Source organism: Mycobacterium sp. P4_H6 (genome assembly GCF_056400845.1).
This window is the reverse complement of the sequence record NZ_JBFUKN010000006.1, coordinates 82,576-100,440: the sequence shown is the minus strand read 5'-3', so window position 1 is coordinate 100,440 and position 17,865 is coordinate 82,576. Positions and strand designations below refer to the sequence as shown.

Annotated in this window: 20 protein-coding genes, 1 tRNA gene and 1 pseudogene; 9 read left to right on the top strand and 13 right to left on the bottom strand. The window is 66.1% G+C overall.

The window, feature by feature from the left end:
• Positions 1 to 106 precede the first annotated feature (106 nt).
• From AC1DTF_RS04350 to AC1DTF_RS04340, 3 genes are read left to right on the top strand one after another with little or no spacing between them, the layout of a single operon-like run.
• Positions 107 to 1,312: an MFS transporter gene (locus tag AC1DTF_RS04350; protein WP_057168423.1), complete on the top strand. Its 1,206-nt coding sequence runs from the start codon at positions 107 to 109 to the stop codon at positions 1,310 to 1,312.
• A gap of 27 nt (positions 1,313 to 1,339) precedes the next feature.
• Positions 1,340 to 1,702: an STAS domain-containing protein gene (locus tag AC1DTF_RS04345; protein ID WP_057168422.1), complete on the top strand. Its 363-nt coding sequence runs from the start codon at positions 1,340 to 1,342 to the stop codon at positions 1,700 to 1,702.
• A 32-nt stretch (positions 1,703 to 1,734) separates the two neighbouring features.
• Entirely contained in the window at positions 1,735 to 2,181 is a 447-nt protein-coding gene (locus AC1DTF_RS04340) for an ATP-binding protein (RefSeq protein WP_057168421.1), read from the top strand.
• Here the strand turns inward: AC1DTF_RS04340 and AC1DTF_RS04335 are convergent.
• The 3 genes from AC1DTF_RS04335 to AC1DTF_RS04325 are packed head-to-tail and all read right to left on the bottom strand — an operon-like array spanning position 2,154 to position 5,376.
• Entirely contained in the window at positions 2,154 to 2,600 is a 447-nt protein-coding gene (locus AC1DTF_RS04335) for a response regulator (RefSeq protein ID WP_057168420.1), read from the bottom strand. The two genes, AC1DTF_RS04340 and AC1DTF_RS04335, sit on opposite strands and share 28 nt — an antisense overlap.
• Positions 2,597 to 4,165, bottom strand: coding sequence for a sensor histidine kinase (locus AC1DTF_RS04330; protein WP_057168419.1), 1,569 nt, complete (start codon positions 4,163 to 4,165; stop codon positions 2,597 to 2,599). The genes AC1DTF_RS04335 and AC1DTF_RS04330 overlap by 4 nt, the downstream gene beginning before the upstream one ends.
• Positions 4,166 to 4,167: 2 nt before the next feature.
• A complete protein-coding gene (locus AC1DTF_RS04325; protein ID WP_477473177.1) occupies positions 4,168 to 5,376 on the bottom strand; it encodes a PP2C family protein-serine/threonine phosphatase in 1,209 nt (402 codons plus the stop codon).
• 206 nt (positions 5,377 to 5,582) lie between these two features.
• Between AC1DTF_RS04325 and AC1DTF_RS04320 the strand changes: the two genes are divergently transcribed.
• Positions 5,583 to 6,035, top strand: a complete 453-nt coding sequence (locus AC1DTF_RS04320) for a carboxymuconolactone decarboxylase family protein (protein ID WP_477473176.1) — start codon at positions 5,583 to 5,585, stop codon at positions 6,033 to 6,035.
• Here the strand turns inward: AC1DTF_RS04320 and AC1DTF_RS04315 are convergent.
• The gene (locus AC1DTF_RS04315; protein ID WP_477473175.1) at positions 6,017 to 7,201 is read right to left on the bottom strand and encodes an MFS transporter; all 1,185 of its coding nucleotides are present in this window, start codon (positions 7,199 to 7,201) and stop codon (positions 6,017 to 6,019) included. The genes AC1DTF_RS04320 and AC1DTF_RS04315 overlap by 19 nt on opposite strands.
• Before the next feature lie 24 nt (positions 7,202 to 7,225).
• Here AC1DTF_RS04315 and AC1DTF_RS04310 point away from each other — a divergent pair, with 24 nt between their 5' ends.
• Positions 7,226 to 7,810 (top strand): TetR/AcrR family transcriptional regulator, encoded by a 585-nt coding sequence (locus AC1DTF_RS04310; protein WP_477473174.1) that lies wholly within the window; start codon positions 7,226 to 7,228, stop codon positions 7,808 to 7,810.
• Positions 7,811 to 8,144: 334 nt separating this feature from the next.
• On the opposite strand, the gene AC1DTF_RS04305 is transcribed toward AC1DTF_RS04310, so the two are convergent.
• From AC1DTF_RS04305 to AC1DTF_RS04295, 3 genes and pseudogenes are all read right to left on the bottom strand, one after another.
• On the bottom strand, positions 8,145 to 8,315 hold the full coding sequence (locus tag AC1DTF_RS04305; protein ID WP_477473173.1) for a 3-hydroxyacyl-CoA dehydrogenase family protein: 171 nt from the start codon (positions 8,313 to 8,315) through the stop codon (positions 8,145 to 8,147).
• Positions 8,316 to 8,322: 7 nt separating this feature from the next.
• Positions 8,323 to 8,433: pseudogene (locus AC1DTF_RS04300) on the bottom strand (thiolase family protein); the annotation flags it as partial.
• A 26-nt stretch (positions 8,434 to 8,459) separates the two neighbouring features.
• The gene (locus AC1DTF_RS04295) at positions 8,460 to 9,455 is read right to left on the bottom strand and encodes a LacI family DNA-binding transcriptional regulator (RefSeq protein ID WP_477473172.1); all 996 of its coding nucleotides are present in this window, start codon (positions 9,453 to 9,455) and stop codon (positions 8,460 to 8,462) included.
• Positions 9,456 to 9,779: 324 nt separating this feature from the next.
• On the opposite strand from AC1DTF_RS04295, the gene AC1DTF_RS04290 reads away from it, so the two are divergent.
• The 4 genes from AC1DTF_RS04290 to AC1DTF_RS04275 are packed head-to-tail and all read left to right on the top strand — an operon-like array spanning position 9,780 to position 13,572.
• On the top strand, positions 9,780 to 10,316 hold the full coding sequence (locus tag AC1DTF_RS04290) for a 2,4'-dihydroxyacetophenone dioxygenase family protein (protein WP_477473171.1): 537 nt from the start codon (positions 9,780 to 9,782) through the stop codon (positions 10,314 to 10,316).
• Positions 10,317 to 10,342: 26 nt separating this feature from the next.
• Positions 10,343 to 11,344, top strand: a complete 1,002-nt coding sequence (locus AC1DTF_RS04285) for a zinc-dependent alcohol dehydrogenase (RefSeq protein ID WP_477473170.1) — start codon at positions 10,343 to 10,345, stop codon at positions 11,342 to 11,344.
• Between the two features lie 36 nt (positions 11,345 to 11,380).
• A complete protein-coding gene (locus tag AC1DTF_RS04280) occupies positions 11,381 to 12,742 on the top strand; it encodes an MFS transporter (protein ID WP_477473169.1) in 1,362 nt (453 codons plus the stop codon).
• 41 nt (positions 12,743 to 12,783) lie between these two features.
• On the top strand, positions 12,784 to 13,572 hold the full coding sequence (locus AC1DTF_RS04275; RefSeq protein WP_477473168.1) for an SDR family oxidoreductase: 789 nt from the start codon (positions 12,784 to 12,786) through the stop codon (positions 13,570 to 13,572).
• Between the two features lie 260 nt (positions 13,573 to 13,832).
• On the opposite strand, the gene AC1DTF_RS04270 is transcribed toward AC1DTF_RS04275, so the two are convergent.
• The 6 genes from AC1DTF_RS04270 to AC1DTF_RS04245 all read right to left on the bottom strand — a co-directional run bounded on the left by AC1DTF_RS04270 (position 13,833) and on the right by AC1DTF_RS04245 (position 17,838).
• Positions 13,833 to 13,905 (bottom strand) — tRNA-Arg (locus tag AC1DTF_RS04270).
• Positions 13,906 to 14,053: 148 nt separating this feature from the next.
• Positions 14,054 to 14,290 carry a microaggregate-binding protein 1 gene (gene mbp1 / locus AC1DTF_RS04265; RefSeq protein WP_057168412.1) on the bottom strand — a complete coding sequence of 79 codons (237 nt, stop codon included), beginning with the start codon at positions 14,288 to 14,290 and terminating at the stop codon, positions 14,054 to 14,056.
• A gap of 168 nt (positions 14,291 to 14,458) precedes the next feature.
• Positions 14,459 to 15,628: an AI-2E family transporter gene (locus AC1DTF_RS04260; protein WP_477473167.1), complete on the bottom strand. Its 1,170-nt coding sequence runs from the start codon at positions 15,626 to 15,628 to the stop codon at positions 14,459 to 14,461.
• A 90-nt stretch (positions 15,629 to 15,718) separates the two neighbouring features.
• Positions 15,719 to 16,516 carry a TIGR03621 family F420-dependent LLM class oxidoreductase gene (locus AC1DTF_RS04255; RefSeq protein WP_057168409.1) on the bottom strand — a complete coding sequence of 266 codons (798 nt, stop codon included), beginning with the start codon at positions 16,514 to 16,516 and terminating at the stop codon, positions 15,719 to 15,721.
• Positions 16,517 to 16,534: 18 nt separating this feature from the next.
• Positions 16,535 to 17,263 carry an anti-sigma factor gene (locus tag AC1DTF_RS04250; protein ID WP_477473166.1) on the bottom strand — a complete coding sequence of 243 codons (729 nt, stop codon included), beginning with the start codon at positions 17,261 to 17,263 and terminating at the stop codon, positions 16,535 to 16,537.
• The gene (locus AC1DTF_RS04245) at positions 17,260 to 17,838 is read right to left on the bottom strand and encodes a sigma-70 family RNA polymerase sigma factor (protein WP_057168612.1); all 579 of its coding nucleotides are present in this window, start codon (positions 17,836 to 17,838) and stop codon (positions 17,260 to 17,262) included. Before AC1DTF_RS04245 ends, AC1DTF_RS04250 begins: the two co-directional genes overlap by 4 nt.
• Positions 17,839 to 17,865: the final 27 nt, after the last annotated feature.

Below are 17,865 nucleotides of genomic sequence, written 5' to 3'. Positions count from 1 at the left end.
CAGATCGCGATTTCGCGGGTTTTCTCGCGCTGGATGCACAGTCGGCAATTCGGCGAGTGGCCGAACACCGGGTACGCTGAGGTACCAATTCTTCGTGAGGTGATGGGTGAGCAGAGCAAGTACGCTGCGCCTCTGTCTGCTCGCACTCGGGCTGTTCGTGGTGGCCACCAACGCGTTCGTCATCGCCGGGGTGCTGCCCCAGATCGCCCAGACGCTCGGCGTCGGGCCCGGCACCATCGGCTACTCCATCTCCATCTACGCGATCGTGGTCGCCGTCGCATCCCCACTGGTGTCGGTCACCTGCGGCCGGGTTCGGCCGGAACGCGTGATGGCCGCCGGTCTGGTGCTCATCGCGGCCGGCACGTTCCTGGCCGCGGCGGCGGACACCTTCACCGTCTTCACCGCGGGACGGGTCATCGCGGCTCTCGGTGGCGCGGCGCTGGTGCCCTCGGCGATCGGCGCGGCACCGGTGATGGTGGAACTCGCCCAGCGCGGCCGGGCCATCGCCCTGGTCGGCATGGGCTTCACGCTGGCCATGGCCATCGGATCCCCGATCGGCACCGCGCTCGCCGACGTCGGCGGCTGGCGGCTGCCGCTGTCGGTGCTGGCAGGTCTGGCTGCGGTGCTCGTGCCTGCGCTGCTGCTGGTGGTGCGCGACGTCCCGCGAAGCGCCGCGGTGGACCTGCGCGCGCGGGCCGTGGTGCTGCGGGACCCCCGCATCGTGTTCGCCATCGCCGCCTCGCTGCTGATGACGCTGGCGTTCAACATGGTCTACATCTTCAGCGCGGTGATCACCCACGACGCCACCGGCGGCGACCACAAGCGGCTGGCGATCCTGCTGCTCGCCTACGGCGTGGCCGGCGTCATCGGGAACATCCTGGGTGGACGCCTGGCCGATCGCATCGGGAGCCGTCGCACGCTGCAGATCGTGCTGGCGGCTCAGGCCGTCGCCTTCGTCTCGCTCATCTTTGCGCACGGATCGCTGGTCGCGACCGCCCTGGTGTTCGCCCTGTCCGGAATCGCCGGGTTCGCCGCATCGGTGGCCATCCAGTACCGGCTGGCGCTCATCGATTCGCGCTTCGCAAATGTCGCGCTCGCCTGGTACTCGACGGCGATGTACGTCGGCATCTCGATCGCGCCGCTGATCGGTGCGGCAGCGCTTCCGTACGGCCCGCCGGTGCTGCTGACCGCCGCGGCGGTGTCCATCCTGGTCGCGGTGGTCGCGTCGGAGGTCAGCCACGCCAGACGGCGTGGCTACGATGGGGTAGCCCGGGACCAGGACCTGGTCTGTGCGTCCTCGACGCACAGCTAATTCCGGGTGCGTGAAGACGGAGGAACGATGAGCAGCCAGCCAACAGCGGCCAATGGAGATATCAAGCAGAGCCGTGTCGGCAATATCAGCGTGGTGTCGGTCACCGGAACCGTGGACATGATCACCGCTCCCAAGCTGGAAGCGGCGATCGGATCGGCGGCCGAGGGCTCACCGTCAGCAGTGGTGGTCGATTTCACCGCCGTCGAGTTCCTGGCGTCAGCAGGCATGGGTGTGCTCGTGGCCGCGCACGGTGACCTCACCCCCGCGGTGAAACTCGTTGTCGTCGCGGACGGTCCGGCCACCAGCCGGCCGCTGAAATTGGTAGGCATCGCCGAGGTCGTCGATCTCTACGCGACACTCGATGAGGCCCTCGCCGCCCTGCAGAGTTAGAAAAAGGCACAAACGGGTAGCCACGGGTCGACATGACAGAGCTAGGCGATTCCGCAACCTTCGCGAAGATCGGCGTGGTGGCCGGCCCTGAACTCGCAGGCGAGATCCGGCGAGAGCTGGCCGAGTGGTTGCGAGAGAATTTTTCACTGGACCCGGAAAAATCCAGCGATGTGCTGCTGGCCGTCTACGAGGCATTGGCGAACGCCGCCGAGTTCGCCTATGTCAGTGCTCCGCAACCCGGTCTGATGCATGTGCGTGCGGCCTATGACGACGCCGCAGCCGTGCTGACCGTGACGGTGACCGACGAGGGGCGCTGGCGGGTCAACGACAACGGCTCGCACAACGTGGCCCGTGGCCGCGGTATCCCGTTGATGCATGCGCTCGCCGACCGCGCCGATATCGATTCCACCGCGGCGGGCACCGAGGTGCGCCTGCAGTGGGACCACATCGCTCAGAACTGCGGCAGCCGCACCACCTGAACGAAGAACTCGTCGATCTGGCGCACTGCGCTCATGAACTGGTCGAGGTCCACCGGCTTGGTCACGTAGGCGTTCGCGTGCAGCTTGTAGCTGCGCAGGATGTCCTCTTCGGCCGACGAGGTGGTGAGCACCACGATCGGGATGAGGCTCAGGCTCTCGTCGGATTTGATCTGTTCCAGCAGCTGCCTGCCGTCGTACTTGGGCAGGTTGAGGTCCAGCAGGATCAGGTCCGGTCGCGGCGCGTCGGCGAACTTGCCGCGCCGGTAGAGAAAGTCCAGGCCCTCCTCGCCGTCGTGGGCGACGTGCAGATTGTTCTTGATCTTGTTGTGCTCGAAGGCTTCCCGGGTGATCAACTCGTCCCCGGGATCGTCCTCGACGAGCAGGATGTCGATCGCTCGGGTCTCTTCGGGGTAGCTCATGACGTTCCTTCCAACTGCGGTTGCGGCACCATATCGGGCGCGGTGGTCGGTATGACGGGCAGCGTGAAGTTGAACCGCGTCCCGTCGGTGTAGGAGGTGTCGATCCAGATCGTCCCACCGTGGTGCTCGATGATCTTCTTGCACAACGCCAGCCCGATGCCGGTGCCGGTGTAGGAATCGCGGCCGTGCAGGCGCTGGAAGATGACGAAGACCTTGTCGACGAATTCCTCGGCGATGCCGATCCCGTTGTCGGTCACGGTAAACAGATACTTCTCGGCGTGCTCGCCGGTGCCCTCCTCGCATTCGATCGCGATGCGCGGGGCGAGTCCGTCGCGGTGGAACTTGACCGCGTTGCCGATCAGGTTCTGCCACACCATCGCCAGCAACGTGGGATCGCCGTCGACGTTGGGCAGCGGCGCAGCGGGCAGCACGATCTCGGCCCCGGTCTCCTCGACCGTGGTGGTCAAATTGCTCAGCGCGGCGTCGACCACGGCGTTGAGATCGACCTCGGCGTTGGTCGCGTTGAGCCGGCCGACGCGGGAGAAGGTGAGCAGGTCGTTGATGAGCACCTGCATCCGCTTGGCGCCGTCCACCGCGTAGCCGATGTATTCGATGCCGCGCTCGTCGAGTTTGTCACCGTAACGCTTCTCCAGCAGCTGGCAGAAGGACGCGACCTTGCGCAGCGGTTCCTGCAGATCATGCGACGCGACGTAGGCGAACTGTTCGAGTTCGGCGTTGGAGCGGCGCAACTCATCGGCCTGTTCATCGAGGGCGGCTCGCGCCGAGCGGGAGATCTCGAGTTCGTCGACGATGCGCTGGCGCATGTCCTCGACGTCGGCGCTGATGGCCCGGATATCGCTGGGCCCGCGCGGGATGATGCGTTCGCCGAAGTTGCCCTCGGTGATGCGTCGGCAGGCCGCGGCCAGCCCCGACAAGGGGCGGGTGACGGCGTTGCGCATCACGACMGCCAGCAGCACGGCGGTGGTGACGAACGTGAGGATCATCGCGATCATCACCGCGTCGCGCCAGCCGCGGATCTCGTCGAGGTGCGCCAGGCCGGCCGCCCGGGCTTCGCTGAGGTGATCGTTCTGAACGGTGAAGAGCGCACGCAGCCGATCGAAGAGCACCTTGCCCTCATCGATGCTCGCGTCGGCCACCGGCTGCGAGGGGGTGACGCTTGCGAGCAGYGGATCCGCGTATTCGCTTCGCCAGACCTCGGCGGCTTCCTCGATGTTCGCAAGGTCGGCAAGGAGGTCGTCCTTGCCCGCCAGGTACTGCCGGATCTGTTCGGCGGCATCGGTTTCCGCGCCGCGGCCGTCGTTGTACGGCTCCAGGAACCTCGGGTCGTTGGTGATCAGGTAGCCGCGGACGGCGGTTTCCTGATCACGCAGCGCCGCCTGGAGTTGGTAGGCGGCGATCCGGGCCGGCTGCACGCCGTCGCGCAGCTGATTGGACACCTTGTCTGCCTGGCTCACCAGGATGGTCGCCGCGATCGAGCAGGCCAGCACGGCCGTTCCGATGACCGCGAGCACCAGGTTCTGCCACCCTTGCACGGTAAGTCTCATGTTCAGGACCGCTCCACTCTGATCACCGCGATGTCATCGGTGAGCCCGCCGTGCTGGTGCGCACGTGCCTCGGCATGCTCGATGAGCGCCTCCACGAAGTCGGCACCGGGTAACCGGGCCAGCGAGCGGGCCATGGTCAGCAGTCCCTCTTCGCCGAGCCGCTCATCACCGCGTCCCGAATGCCCCTCGAACAGCCCGTCGGTGAGCAGCAACAGCCCGTGCCCCCGGGGCAACTCGTAGTGTTCGACCGGCCACTCGCGGGCACCGAGACCCAGCGCGGCACCCGCGCGGGGTTCCAGCCAGTCCACCGTGCCGCCGCCTTGGAGCAGCAGTCCGGGATGGCCGGCACGTACCGCGGTGAACTGACCGCTGTCGGGTTCGAGAGCCACGCTGAGCAGCGTGGCGAAGACGCCGTTGCTCGGGCGCTCGGTGGTCAGAATCCGGTCGAGCTCGCGCATCCGCTCGTTGCCGCGCAGACCCGCGAAGGTCAGCGCGCGCCACCCGATGCGTAGCGCCACTCCCAGCGCCGCCTCATCCGGGCCGTGCCCCGCGACGTCGCCGATCATCACGTGCACCGTGCGGTTGTCGGTCTGTACGACATCGAAGAAGTCGCCGCCGACCAGGGCGTCCTGTCTGCTRGGGCGGGACCGGGTGACGATGTCGACGCCGGGGGAGTCCAGCAGCACCGGTGACGGCAACAGYCCGCGTTCCAACCGGGCGTTCTCCAGGGCGCGCAGCCGGCTGGAGTGCAGGTCGACGGTGGCAAGCTCGGCGCGCTTGCGCTCGATGGCGTAGAGCACCGCGCGGCGCAGGGTATCGGGCTCGACCCGGCCCTTGACCAGGTAGTCCTGGGCGCCCGAGGACACCGCGGACACCCCGAAGTGCTCATCGGTGAGACCGGTCAGCACGATGATCGGGACGGTGTTGTCCAGCCCGCCGAGCCGGTGCACGGCCTCCATGCCGGTGGAATCGGGCAGGTTCAGGTCCAGCAGAATGCAGTCCGGGCGCTGTTCGGTGAGGGTGCGGGCGGCATCGGAGATCGTCTGGGACCAGACGAAGTCGAACTCGCCTGCGGCGTCGGCGATGAGTTCCTCGACCAGCAACGCATCGGCGCGATCGTCCTCGACCAGGAGCAGCGAGAGCCGCGGCCCACCTACCGCCGCGGCAACGTTCGGGCCGGGCGAGGGCAACGGATTTTGCGGCGCGCGCATGGAACGATCAAATCCTCCACCTGGGGTGTTCACCCCGGTCGCGCGGTAACGCGATGTCGATATCAACGCCTAAGACCTTACCCAGATACCTGATCTTGGACCCCAAGGTATTGACGGTTACGTCGCGCAACGGCCGATGGGTGTCACAATCCGGCGGGCACCCGAGTCATATAGGTGAACGTTCCGCCGAGGATTAGGAAGACACCATGCTCCCGAAGGTCAACATCAGTAAGCAGTTCTCCGCCCCGTACGAGGCCTTCGCGGCGTTCGACGCCAAGGTCAAGGACGCGACCGAAGCTGCCGGCCTGACGGCGCTGCTGGTCGAGCTGGTCAAGATTCGGGTCTCACAGATCAATGGCTGCGCGTTCTGCCTGCGGATGCATACCCGCGACGCCATCGCGGCCGGCGAGACGGCCGATCGCCTCGCCGTGCTGCCGGCCTGGTGGGAATCGCAATACTTCGATGAGCAGGAGCAGGCCGCGCTCACCCTGGCCGAACGGATCACCCGGATCGCCGACGAGCACACCTCTGCGGCTCCCGCCGTCGACGTCGAGGCGGCGCTGTCCAAGCAGCAGATCGCCGCCATCAGCTGGTTGGCCGTGGAGATGAACGGCTGGAACCGCATCGCCATCGCCAGCCACTACCGCGTAGGGCCCTGAGACACCGCGGCCCGGTCCCGCGCGGCAATCCCGATCGCCGTGGCGGACACCACTGCTGCCGCGACGAAGGCGGCGCCGAAACCCGTGGCGGTGACGATGGACCCGAGTGCGGTGGCACCGATGGCCTGCCCAAAGACCAGGGCCACGAACAGTATTGCGGTGCCCGCCGCGGAGTTGGCGGGATCGATGGCCGACGTCCACGCGATGAGGGACGACGTTGCGGCAATGAAACCCCACCCGAACACGAGGTAGGCCAGCAGGGCCACCAGCCTGAACTGTGGCGCGAAGGCCAGCAGTAGCAAGGCAACCGTCATCACGGTGCAACTGAGCATCCAGGCCGCCGTGGCGGACAGCTTCACCATCAGTGCAGCGGTGACGATCACGGCGGTCGCGCCGATGCCGAGTGCCAGCCAGGCGCTCACGGTGCCGCGCTCGGAGGTGGTGCCGGCGTCGACGAGAATGCTGCGTCCGTATGTCCACACCGCGGCAGAGCCGGCTCCCATGAGCGTTGCCGCGACGATGGCGTTCCGGTGGTCGGCCCACCACGATGGCGACGGGGTGAGCGAAGTCTTTGAGCGCGTGGATGTTTGGACGGGAGGTCGCCGGTCGGCGGCCAGTACGGCCATGGCGACGCCGGCGGTCACGACTCCGGTCACCATCCAGGCGATCCTCCATTGCGAGGCGACCAGCACCGCCAACACGGCGGCGCCGACCAGGCCCGGCCCGGTGCCGGCGTTGACCACCGACTGTGCGCCGTCGGCGTGCCGGGCATCGACATTGCGGTGCACGATCGTCACCAGCGCCGGCGAGGCGAAACCCGCACCGGCAGAACTCAATACGGCTGCGAGGCCGAATGCGGTGACGTTACCGGCGGCCGCCATGCCCCACACGCCGGCACAGGCGGTGATGGCGGCGGCCACGATCAGGGCGCGTGGTGATCGGTGGCCGAGAGCGAAGCCGGCGACGGCAGCCAGGCAGTAGACGAGCGAGGAACCCGACGAGATGTAGCCCGCCCCCGCTGCGCTCAGATCGAGCTCACGTTGAATGTCGGGGAGGAACAAGCCGTACGCCAGTCGCACCAACCCGTACGTGGCGGCGATGAAACACGTCCCGAACACCACGACGAACATTCCTCGTCCGGACCCAAACGAAAACGACCGTTTCACTTCTTCGAGTTTAGAGTGTCGGACATGCCGATGCGCAAGGGCTCGGAGGACAAGCTGCTCGATGCGGTCGATGACCTGATGTTCACCTCGGGTATTGAAGCCACCTCGGTGGACGCGGTGCTTGCGCGAGCCGGGGTGTCGGCGGCCACCCTGTACCGGGGCTTTCGAAGCAAAGAAGCGCTGGTTGCCGCCGCCCTGGAGCGCCGCCAGCAGCGATGGCAGCAGGTGTGGGACGACGCCATCGACGCCGCGCGCACCGACGAGCAGCGTCTGCTGGCGGTCTTCGACGCGTTGGACGCTTTCGCCGGCACACCGCACGGATCGCGGTGGTGCGCCTTCCTGGGTGCCGCCGCCGAGTATGCGAACCCCTCCGCGGAGATCGCCGCCGCGGTCGATCGCGATACCGATCACCTGCGCCACACGCTGCGGCGACTTGCGGAGCCGCTGCCGTGCGCGGACCCGCGCGGCCTGGCTGAAGCGCTGCTCACGGTCGTCACCGGTGAGCTCGCCATGCGGCTGCGCGGAGGTCCGGCCGATCGGGCAGGGGTGGGGCGGCAGATCGCGGAGACCGTCCTGGCCGCGGCTGTGGGGAAGCGGTCACCCCGCTGAGGTGCCGGCTACCCTGGCGAGCGGACTCAACCCTCGTCGTCTAAGACGTCGCACAAACGCTCGTCGAGATGTTCGAGCAGCACCCTCGATATCTGCGTGAACGCGCCGAGTTGCTTCTTGTTGAGCGCATCTACGAAGAACTCGCGTACGAGCCGGACGTGCACGGGTGCCGCGTCTTCGCTGGCCCAGCAAGTTCGTGACTCTTCCTACCTGAAAGGGGCGGCGCGGCAGCAGAGGAGAGATTCTCGAAGTCTCAAGTCAGGCGATCCAACCGCAAACATGCGTACTCTTCCAGATGACTTGCACAGCTGTCGATGGCCGCGGTCCGGCTGCGTCAGTCGGCCAAGGGGAACCTACCTGGCATGATGCGAAATCCGCCTTGGTAGACGTCGAGGCCGGCCATGTCGGCGATGGCGAAGGGACCGAAGAGGGCGAGCCGAAAGCCGAAGGAATTGGAGACCAAGGCATCGATCTCGGCGGCAGTGGCGACGTTCTCTTCGAGCATGGGGTGGTACCACTACGTCGAAGTTTCCTGTTCGAATCATTTGATCCGCCAGAGCAATAGCAGCAAGGCCGGATAGGCACACGTTGTCGATAGTCAACGCGGGCACGCACATCGGTATGAGCGGCGCCTGCCTACGGTGGAGCATCAGCGCCGCGGAACCGTGGTCTCTCGGATTTCGACGGTATACGGCAGCTGTTCGGCCTGCGCAGGGCTCTCGTCGCCCGTGATTCGTCGCAGGAGAAGGCGCACCGCACGACGTCCCATCAGATCCCGAGGGACGGTCACCGTAGTCAGCTGCAGAGGCCCGGCACTGGAGAAGCTCATGTCATCAAAACCGGTGAGTGCCAGATCTTCTGGAATCCTCTTGCCGATCTCGCGGCACACGTCCATGACGCCCATCGCGATGAGGTCATTGCCACCGATCACTGCGTCGGCATCGGGATGTTCGGCGAAGAGCGCGCGGGCGCGCAAGGCGCCAGATGCGCGAGTGAGTTCACCCCAGACGTTGGGTTCGTTCACAGCGGCGAGGTTGGCCTTGTCCAAAGCGTCACGGAATCCATTGACACGGTTGACTGACACGCTCGAGCTGTCGGGACCGCCGAGAATGGCGATCTTTCGTCGTCCTGTGGCGGCGACGTGCGATGCCATTTCGGAAGCCCCGGCGTAGTCGTCGATGCCCACCCAGTCGGAGGTGTCATCGGCTACGCGGCGGTAGAGCTGCACGAACGGCACCTTCTCGCTGTGCAGTTTGGCGAGCAGCGGTTTGTCGCCGGGGGTGAGTGAGGTGAAAATCAGTCCACTGCTCTTTCGGTCGACTTGGGCCAGTGCGACCTCGGACTGACGCGACCCGTCGACGCCGACGTGGGAGACGAAGACTTCATACCCTTCTTCGGCGGCCGCGGCGACCACGCCGCCGGCGATCTCGGTGTACACGGGATTGGCGATATCGGCCAGCAGCAGCCCGATGGTCTTGGTGGTCCCCGCTTGAAGTTCGCGGGCCAGTCGACTGGGTCGGAAACCGAGTTCCTCTGCGACACGGAGGATTCGCTCGCGCACCTCGTCGCTCACACCGGGCACACCCCGGAGTGCGTAGGAGACCGCCGCACCAGATACCCCGGCCTCGCGAGCGACGTCATACATCGTCACGCGCGTCCGCCCAGGGGTCTCAGCGGTACGCGGCTTTCGCCGTCGTTTACCCGCTGGGGTGTCGGTAGCCACGAAAGAAGCTTAGCCGGTTAAGTGCGCGGTTAAGTTCGGGCGCGCAGTGGTCGGAGCTGCGGGTTCGGAAACTAATTCGGTTAAGTCCGGCCAGTTCGCAAGTGCTGGTGGGTCGCGAGTGCATCTCAACAGGTCAGCGGTCCTCTCACGTGCATCAATGAAGTGTTCACATCCAGAAAAGCTGCTGCTTGTGTTCTGGCACACAGCGCGCTACGGTGACTTATCCGATTAAGTGAAGGAGTAGCGATGAACGTGTCGGTCGACATGAAGAACGAGGCGGCAGTCCCGTATTCGGGGCCGARGCCCTATGGCATGAGCGAGGATCTGCTTGTCCCTGGAGCGCTGGATCTCGATGTCGACGAGCGACTGTGGGTGCCGCAGTCCCAGGACGTCGCATTCCGGCCTTTGGTGCTGGCGGCAAGCCAGGGCTACTTCGTCAACATCCTGCGGGTGCGACGCTCGGGAATCCTGTCGCGCCACCGACATGCCGGCGCGGTGCACGCATTCACGTTGCGGGGACGCTGGCACTACCTGGAGTACGACTGGTGGGCCGAAGAGGGCACGTATGCCTTCGAGCCGCCCGGTGACATCCACACACTCGAGGTCCCGCAGGACGTCTCGGAGATGGCAACCCTGTTCCACGTGAGCGGCGCCTACATCTACGTCGACGTCGATGGCAACACCGTGGGCATCGAGGACGTCTTCAGCAAGATCGACAAGGCGCGCGACCACTACCGCGCCGTGGGTCTGGGCGCCGACTACGTGGACCAGTTCATCCGCTGACGCGAACGAAAGTTGCAGGTCTTGATATGAGAGCTCTGGTCAAGAACAGCGCAGTTCCGGGCGACGTCAGGCTGGCTGACGTCGACAAGCCCGAGCCGGGCCCAGGGCAGGTGCGCGTTCGTACACAGGCCTGCGGCCTGTGCGGAAGCGACGTGCATGCCTGGCGGCATGATCGGGGCTACGAGTGGATGGCACCGCCGGTCACTCTGGGGCACGAGGCGGTCGGCCGGGTGGAGGCAATCGGCGATGGCGTAGACCCGGGATGGTTGGGCAAGCGGGTCGTGCCGGTGGCCATCGACGGATGCGGATCGTGTGATTTATGCGTCAGCGGCCTTCGTCAAATCTGTACGCGCCGATCAGTATTGGGACTTTCCTTCGATGGTGCTGCCGCAGAATCATTCGTTGTCGCAGAGGTCCGACTCGTTGAGGTCGACGAAACCTTAACTGCGTCGGTTGTCGCACTCACCGAACCGCTGTCGGTCGCGTGCCGTGCCGTCGCACATGTTCACGATGCAGTCGACGGTCCGGCGAAGGTGGTGGTGTCAGGTCCGGGGCCGATCGGCACGATGGCGGCACTGGTGTTGGCCCAGCGCGGCCACGACGTCGTGCTGACCGGTGTCAGCGGCGACGAGGCGTCGCGGCTACCGCTCGCGCGGTCGCTGGGTATTCGGACGGCGGTCTCCGGCGAGGCATTGCCGTTTACGCCCACCGCCTGGGTCGAGGCGTCCGGATCCACCCACGCCCTTGACACAGCGGTCGCCACGGTGCTCCCCGGCAGCCCGGTCTCGGTCGTAGGGCTCTTCGCCCGCCCCGGCGGGATCGACTTCAATGCGCTCACGCGCAAGGAGATTCGCGTACAGGGAAGTTACGGATCGACCAAGCCGGACTACCAGGCAGCGGTACTTGCGATGTCGAGCAACCTTGCCCCCTGGCGCCGACTCGTCACGGAGATCCCGCTCAAGGAAGGACATCGAGCGCTCGAACGCGCCGCTACCGGCGATCACATGAAAGTCGTTCTCATTCCCTGACTCTGCACGCTCGCATACCTCTCGAAAGGACTGACAATGCCCACCTCCGACATCGCAGCCGCCCATGCGGAACACACTCGCGGAAGAACCCCGATCGCGAAGGTCGCCTTTGCGAGCATGATCGGCACCGCCGTGGAGTGGTATGACTTTTTCCTCTACGGATCGGCGGCAGCACTGGTCTTCGGGCCGCTGTTCTTCCCCGGCAACGAACCCGCCACCGCCACGTTGTTGGCATTCGCCACCTTCGCAGTCGGATTCTTCGCGCGGCCGGTGGGCGGCATCATCTTCGGGCACTACGGCGACAAGATCGGCCGCAAGAAAATGCTGGTCATCAGCCTCCTGATGATGGGCGTCGCGACCTTCGCGATCGGACTGCTCCCGACATACGCCAGCATCGGGATCGCGGCGCCGATACTGCTTATCGTGTGCCGGCTCATGCAGGGCTTCGCGGTCGGCGGCGAATGGGGCGGGGCGGTACTGATGGCCGCCGAGCACGGCGACAACAGCCGCCGCGGTTTCTGGACCTCCTGGACCCAGGCCGGCGTACCGCTGGGCAACCTGCTCTCCGCTGGCGTGCTGTGGGCGCTGGCGATATTTCAGAGCGATGAGAGCTTCGACGCCTGGGGATGGCGGGTGCCGTTCCTGCTCAGCGCCGCGCTCGTCCTCATCGGGCTGTGGATCCGGTTGAGCATCGAAGAGTCACCGGTCTTTGCCGCCAACAAGGTCGCCCTGGAGAACCACAAGAGCGAGCACGCGCCGATCATCGAGGTGCTGCGCAAGTACCCGCGAGAGGTGCTGATCGCGATGGGTCTGCGCCTGGCCGAGAACACCTCGTACTACATCTTCACGATCGTCGTGATGACCTACATGGTCACCTACTTGGACCTGCCCAAGAGCGCCGCCATTTCCGGCGTTCTCATCGCATCAGTCGCGCAGTTCTTCCTCACACCGCTTGTCGGAGCACTGTCGGATCGCATCGGCCGCCGCCCGCTGTACTTCACCGGCGCAGTGGGAGTGGGCCTGTGGGGATTCGCCTTCTTCCCGCTGATCGACACCGAGAACCCAACCCTCATTGCCGCCGCCATCTTCATCGGCCTGATCTTCACGACGCTGATGTACGCACCGCAAGCCGCGATGTTCTCCGAGTTGTTCGGCACCAGCGTGCGTTACAGCGGGGCATCGCTGGGCTACCAGCTCGCCTCGGTCTTCGCCGGTGGCCTCGCGCCCTTCATTGCGGTGTGGCTGTTGGGCTCTGTCGAGGAACGCAACACCCTGGCGGTCAGCGTCTATCTTGCGGTCCTGGCTGTCGTCACCGTGATCGCCGTGTGCTTCGCCAAAGAAACCAAGGGAAGTTCACTCGACCACGACCGGGTGCTGGACGCAGCCCTGCAGAAGTAGCACCCGCCCGCGTTCATGGATCAGTCCCGAGGAGTACACAAATGACCACCGCAACAACACCTTCCGTGTTGGACAGTTTCGGATTGCAAGGACGGGTCGCCATCGTGACCGGTGCAGCTCGCGGACTGGGAACTGCGCTCGCGGTGGCGTTGGCCGAGGCGGGTGCTGACATCGTGGTGATCGATGTCGGGGACCTCGCCGCGGTCTCGGCGAACATCAGGTCGCGCGGTGTCCGCTGTGTCGAGCACTGTGCCGATCTCAGCGGGCTGACACCTCAACGCGCGGCGGATTTGGTGGCGTACAGCCAAGACCAACTCGGGGCGGCTTCGATCCTGGTGAACAACGCGGGCATCATCCGTCGTGGGCCGGCGGCGCAGACCGCCGCCTCAGACTGGTCGGCGGTCCTCGATCTGAACCTGACAACCCCGTTTCTGCTGTCTCAGGCGTTCGCGCAGGCCGCACACGCAGCCCTGACCCCGGCAAGCGTGATCAACGTCGGCTCGGTGAACTCGTTCCAGGGCGGATTCGAGGTGCCGTCCTACGCGGCCTCCAAACACGGCCTTCTCGGTATCACCCGCGCACTGGCCAACGAGTGGGCACCGCAGGGCATCCGAGTCAACGCCATTGCACCCGGCTACATGGAAACCGAACTGACCGCAGCGCACCGCGACGATCCGACAAAGGCCGAGAAGATGCTCAACCGTATCCCGGCCGGCCGTTGGGGCACTCCCGCAGACCTCGCCGGCGCGGTGGTATATCTGGCGTCCGAGGCGTCGGCCTACGTCACGGGAACTGCGCTGTCGGTCGACGGTGGCTGGATGTCGCGATGACGACTGGCAGTCACGACATCACCTCCCTATGGCTCCGCCAAGGAAGGCGCTCGGCCGAAGGCGTGGCCAGCCCGTCGTTTCAAGCCATCATCGCCCGGATTTGAACTCGCTCCACCGCCGTGGATGACGCCGTAGTTCTGCGAGATCCTGAGCCAGATCACCGGGCTTGGTGCGGTGGTGAGTGCACTGCATATCGGTAGTTGCTACGTCCACGGCCTGGTCCAGGGTCGAAACCGGCCTTGAACTGCATCGCAGCTGAGTGCCCCCGGCATGATTCGAACATGCGACACCGGCTTTAGGAGAGCCGTGCTCTATCCCCTGAGCTACGGGGGCGGGGACCTGCCGGGGCAGGCGTGCAAAAGTCTAGTTCACGGGTGACCCGGCCCGCTCACGCCACCGGCGACCCACGGGCAGATGACGCCCAGACACGACTTGGGGGACAGCCCTTATGGACTGTCCCCCAAGTGCCAAAACTGTGTTGCTAGTCCTGCTCGGCCTTCTGACGGGCCTCGTTGGCCTCAGCAGACCCGCGAGCGGCTTCTGCCTCCGCTTCCTTCTTGGCTACGTCGCGTTGCGCGTCGGCCTTGTCCTGCTGGGCCTCGCCCTCACGGCGCAGGTTGTCATTGCCGGTGACGGCGCCCGCCGCCTCCTTGACCTTGCCCTTGACACCTTCGACGACACCCGAGATACCTTCGGCGGCACCATTGTTCTCAGCCATATCGGACTCCTTCTTCGCTTTATATGTGGTGCGCTACTGACTCAGCCGCACCGTGAACCCGCCTGTCGGCAGTCACTTCGTTTCCTCTCATGGGGTTCCCTGGTCCTGAACCGCCAAACCCGATCACGCCAGTGGGCTGTGCCACCATGCACCGAAATGTGAGACCGATCAGACACTGTCCAGGCGCGGGTAGAGCACTTCCTGGACGATCAGCTGCAGTGCGGCGGCAATGGGGATGGCGACGAGTGCGCCGACCACGCCCAACAGCGAGGCGCCGATGAGCACGGCGACGACGGTGGTCAAGGCCGGTACATGCACGGCCCGGCCGATGATCCTGGGTACCAGCACGTAGTCCTCGATCATCTGGAATGCGATGTAGAAGACGATGGTGGCCAGGCACACCGGTATGGAGACGGTCAGTGCCACGGCGCCGACCACGATTCCGGCGATGGTGGATCCGACGACGGGCACCAGGTCGAGGATGGCGACAAGGATCGCCAGCAGCAGCGGATAGGGCACATCGAAGGCAGCCAGCCAGATCAACGTGGCCGCTCCCAGGAGCAGCGATATCGTCACGTTCCCCAGGACGTAGGCGCCCACCTTGGCGAACACCTCGTCGCCGATCAGGATGGCGCGCGGGCGCCGGGTGTGCGGCACCAGCCGGTAGATGGTGCTGCGGATCCGCGGCATGTCCGCCAGGAAGTAGAGCGTGAGCACGATGGCGATCAGGGTGTCGGTGACTCCTTCGAGGACAGCGGTGCCCGCGCTGACCACCTGGTTCAGCGCCGAGCTGTCCATGCCGTTGACCGCATCGGTGATCCGTTGCTGGAGTTGGAAGCGGTCGTTGAGCCTGCCGATGAACGACGAATGATCCTGCGCCTGTTGCATATACAGCGGTGCGCGATTGACCAGATCGGTGATCTGGGCGAACAGTGGCGGGAATGCTGCGGCGGCGAACGCGCCGAGCCCGGCGACGAAGACCACGAAGACCAGCGCCGTCGACAGCCACCGCGGCAGCCCGCGGTTGACCAGCCAGGAGACCACCGGTTCCAGGCCCAGTGCGAGAAAGAACGCGACGCCGATGATGGTCAGAATCGATGACAGGGAAGCCAGGATGTACACGGCGCCGTAGGTGACGGCCACCCCTGCCGAGCCGGCCAGGCCGATGAAGAAGGGGGATCGCCGGTCGAACTTCTTGCCCGGTTCCCCGAGCGGTTGTTCGGGCGAAGTCATCTCTGCCGCTTGGATTTCCGCCTCGGCGACCGGGCCTTCATCCTGGGTGTGCGGCTGGGCCACCAGGTCGTTGTGCCCGTCGTCGTCGGCTGCGGAGTCGTTCATGTGCACCCCTGTCAGCCGCGGAACCTGATGGGGTTTACCCCGCTGTCAATTCCGGAAACCCCAGGGTGCGTCAGCGCATCGAGGACGCCGCTACCGAAGTTCGGCGATGACCTTCCCGAACACTTCGGCGTGACCGGCCTGCACCACCAGATAGTTGGCCCCGTAGGTATCGCGCAGCCCGCGCACCTTGTCGGCCATCTCGGTCACCGAACCGGACAGCACGCCGGGAAGTGCCAGCAGCTGCTCATCGCTCAGGTCCGGGGCGTAGCGGCGGGTCATCGCCAGGTTCGGCAGCCCGGAGCCGTCCGCGGGCACGGCGGTGATCGCCAGGTTCAACTCGATGTCGTCGAACCGGGCGCCGGCCACCTCCCGCAGGAACGCGATGCGTTCGGCGACCGGATTCCCGGTGACACCGACGATGGACGCCCACCTACCGGCCACCGTGAGCAGCCGGTCACCGCCACCGGCGATCATGATGGGTGCGCCGGGCACATGCTCGGCGAGGTACTCGACGACATGCTCCAGGTATTCGATGCGCTGACGTGCCGACGGAAAGGGCAGTTCGGCGGCCTCGAACTCCTCGCGGACGTACCCGGCGCCCAGACCAACCTCGAACCGGCCCCCGGACAGGTCGTGCAGCGCACCGACATCGCGGGCCAGCAGGGCCGGTTTGTAGAAGCAGGCATTCAACACGAACGTCCCCAGCCGCAGCGTCTCGCTGGCCGCGGCGGCGGTGGCCAGCACCGGGATCGGGGCGGGTGCACCGAGATGGTCGGGCACCAACAGCACGTCGTAGCCGAGGTCCTCTGCCAGCCGGGCGGCGTCGCGGACTTTGGCCGCCGAGGAGGTGTCGCGCAGGCTGAGACCGAACCGGAAGTCGCGGGGCATGATCCGACGTTAGCGCGCTCAGCTCAGCGGCAGTGAGGCGAACGGCGTGCTGGTGGGTCGGTCGGAGCCCGAACCGGGTTCCACGGTGAACGCCAGGGTGGTCGAGGAGCCGAGATCGGGCAGCACCGCGGTGGTCGACGGGGCGATCGCGCCGGCGTCCATCACACCGGCCGAGTGCGCTCCCTCCGTGTCGATCAGCCACATCTGATAGACCGTGCCGGTCGTAGGCGGTTCGACGTTGTTCATCACCAGCACACCGGCGTTGCGTTCACGGGAGAACACCACGGTCGCGGTGCCGCCGGTCGGGATCTGGCCGGAAACGGTGCGGACGTCGGGTGCGGCGAAAATCTGTTCGGCGGTGGTCTCGGTGGGCACCGGGCGCAGCCACCACCCGACGCCGAACGTGCCCACGCCGATGACGATGGCCGCCGCCGCGGCGGCGACCGCCGTGGTCCAGCGCCGCCGCGCCGGCCGCAGTTGCCGCACCTCGGCTGTCTGCGGTGCCTGATCGGCGGTGATCGATTCGAGCAGGCGCTCGCGCAGGTGCGCGGGAGGTTCGGCGGCGGTCGTCGCGGACACCACGGCCATCGCCTCGCGGACCTGGCGCACCTCGACGGCGAATGCCGCGGAGACATCGTCGGGAGCCGCCCGGACCCGGCGCTCGATGTCGGCGCGCTCGGCGTCGTCGACGGCGTTGAGCGCGTACGCCGTCGCCACGGCCAGGAGATCCTCGTGCGGCGTGGTCATGCGGTACCCAGGCAGTTGCGCAGTCCGCGGATGGCATCGCGCATCCGTGACTTGATGGTGGCCAGGTTCGCCGACAACCGACTGGAGACCTGGACGTAGGTGAGGCCCTCGTAGTAGGCCAACTGGATGCACTCGCGCTGCCGGTCGGTCAGCGCTCCCAGACACGCCGCGACCTGCTGGTATTCCTCGCGTTGGAGGACGCCCTCGGAGACCTGGTCGACGGGCAGTTCGACGGTGGCCGCGCCGTAGCGGGCCTCCCGGTCGGTGGCGGCCTGTTCGGAGCGCACCCGGTCCACGGCCCGCCGGTGGGCGACGGTCATCAGCCAGGACATGGGCGAACCGGCCGACGGGTTGTAGTCCGAGGCGTTGCGCCACACCTGGAGATAGATGTCCTGGGTGGTTTCCTCGCTGTAGCCGGGGTCCCGCAGAACCCGGGTGACCAGCCCGTACACCCGGGACCGGGTGTGGTCGTAGAACTCGGCGAAAGCATCGACATCGCGTTGCGCCACCCGGCGCAGCAACGCGTCGAGGTCTGCCGTCACGTTCCGTAGCCTAGCGGGCACGGACGCGGTCACGGTCTGCAACACCGGTATTTCGCATTG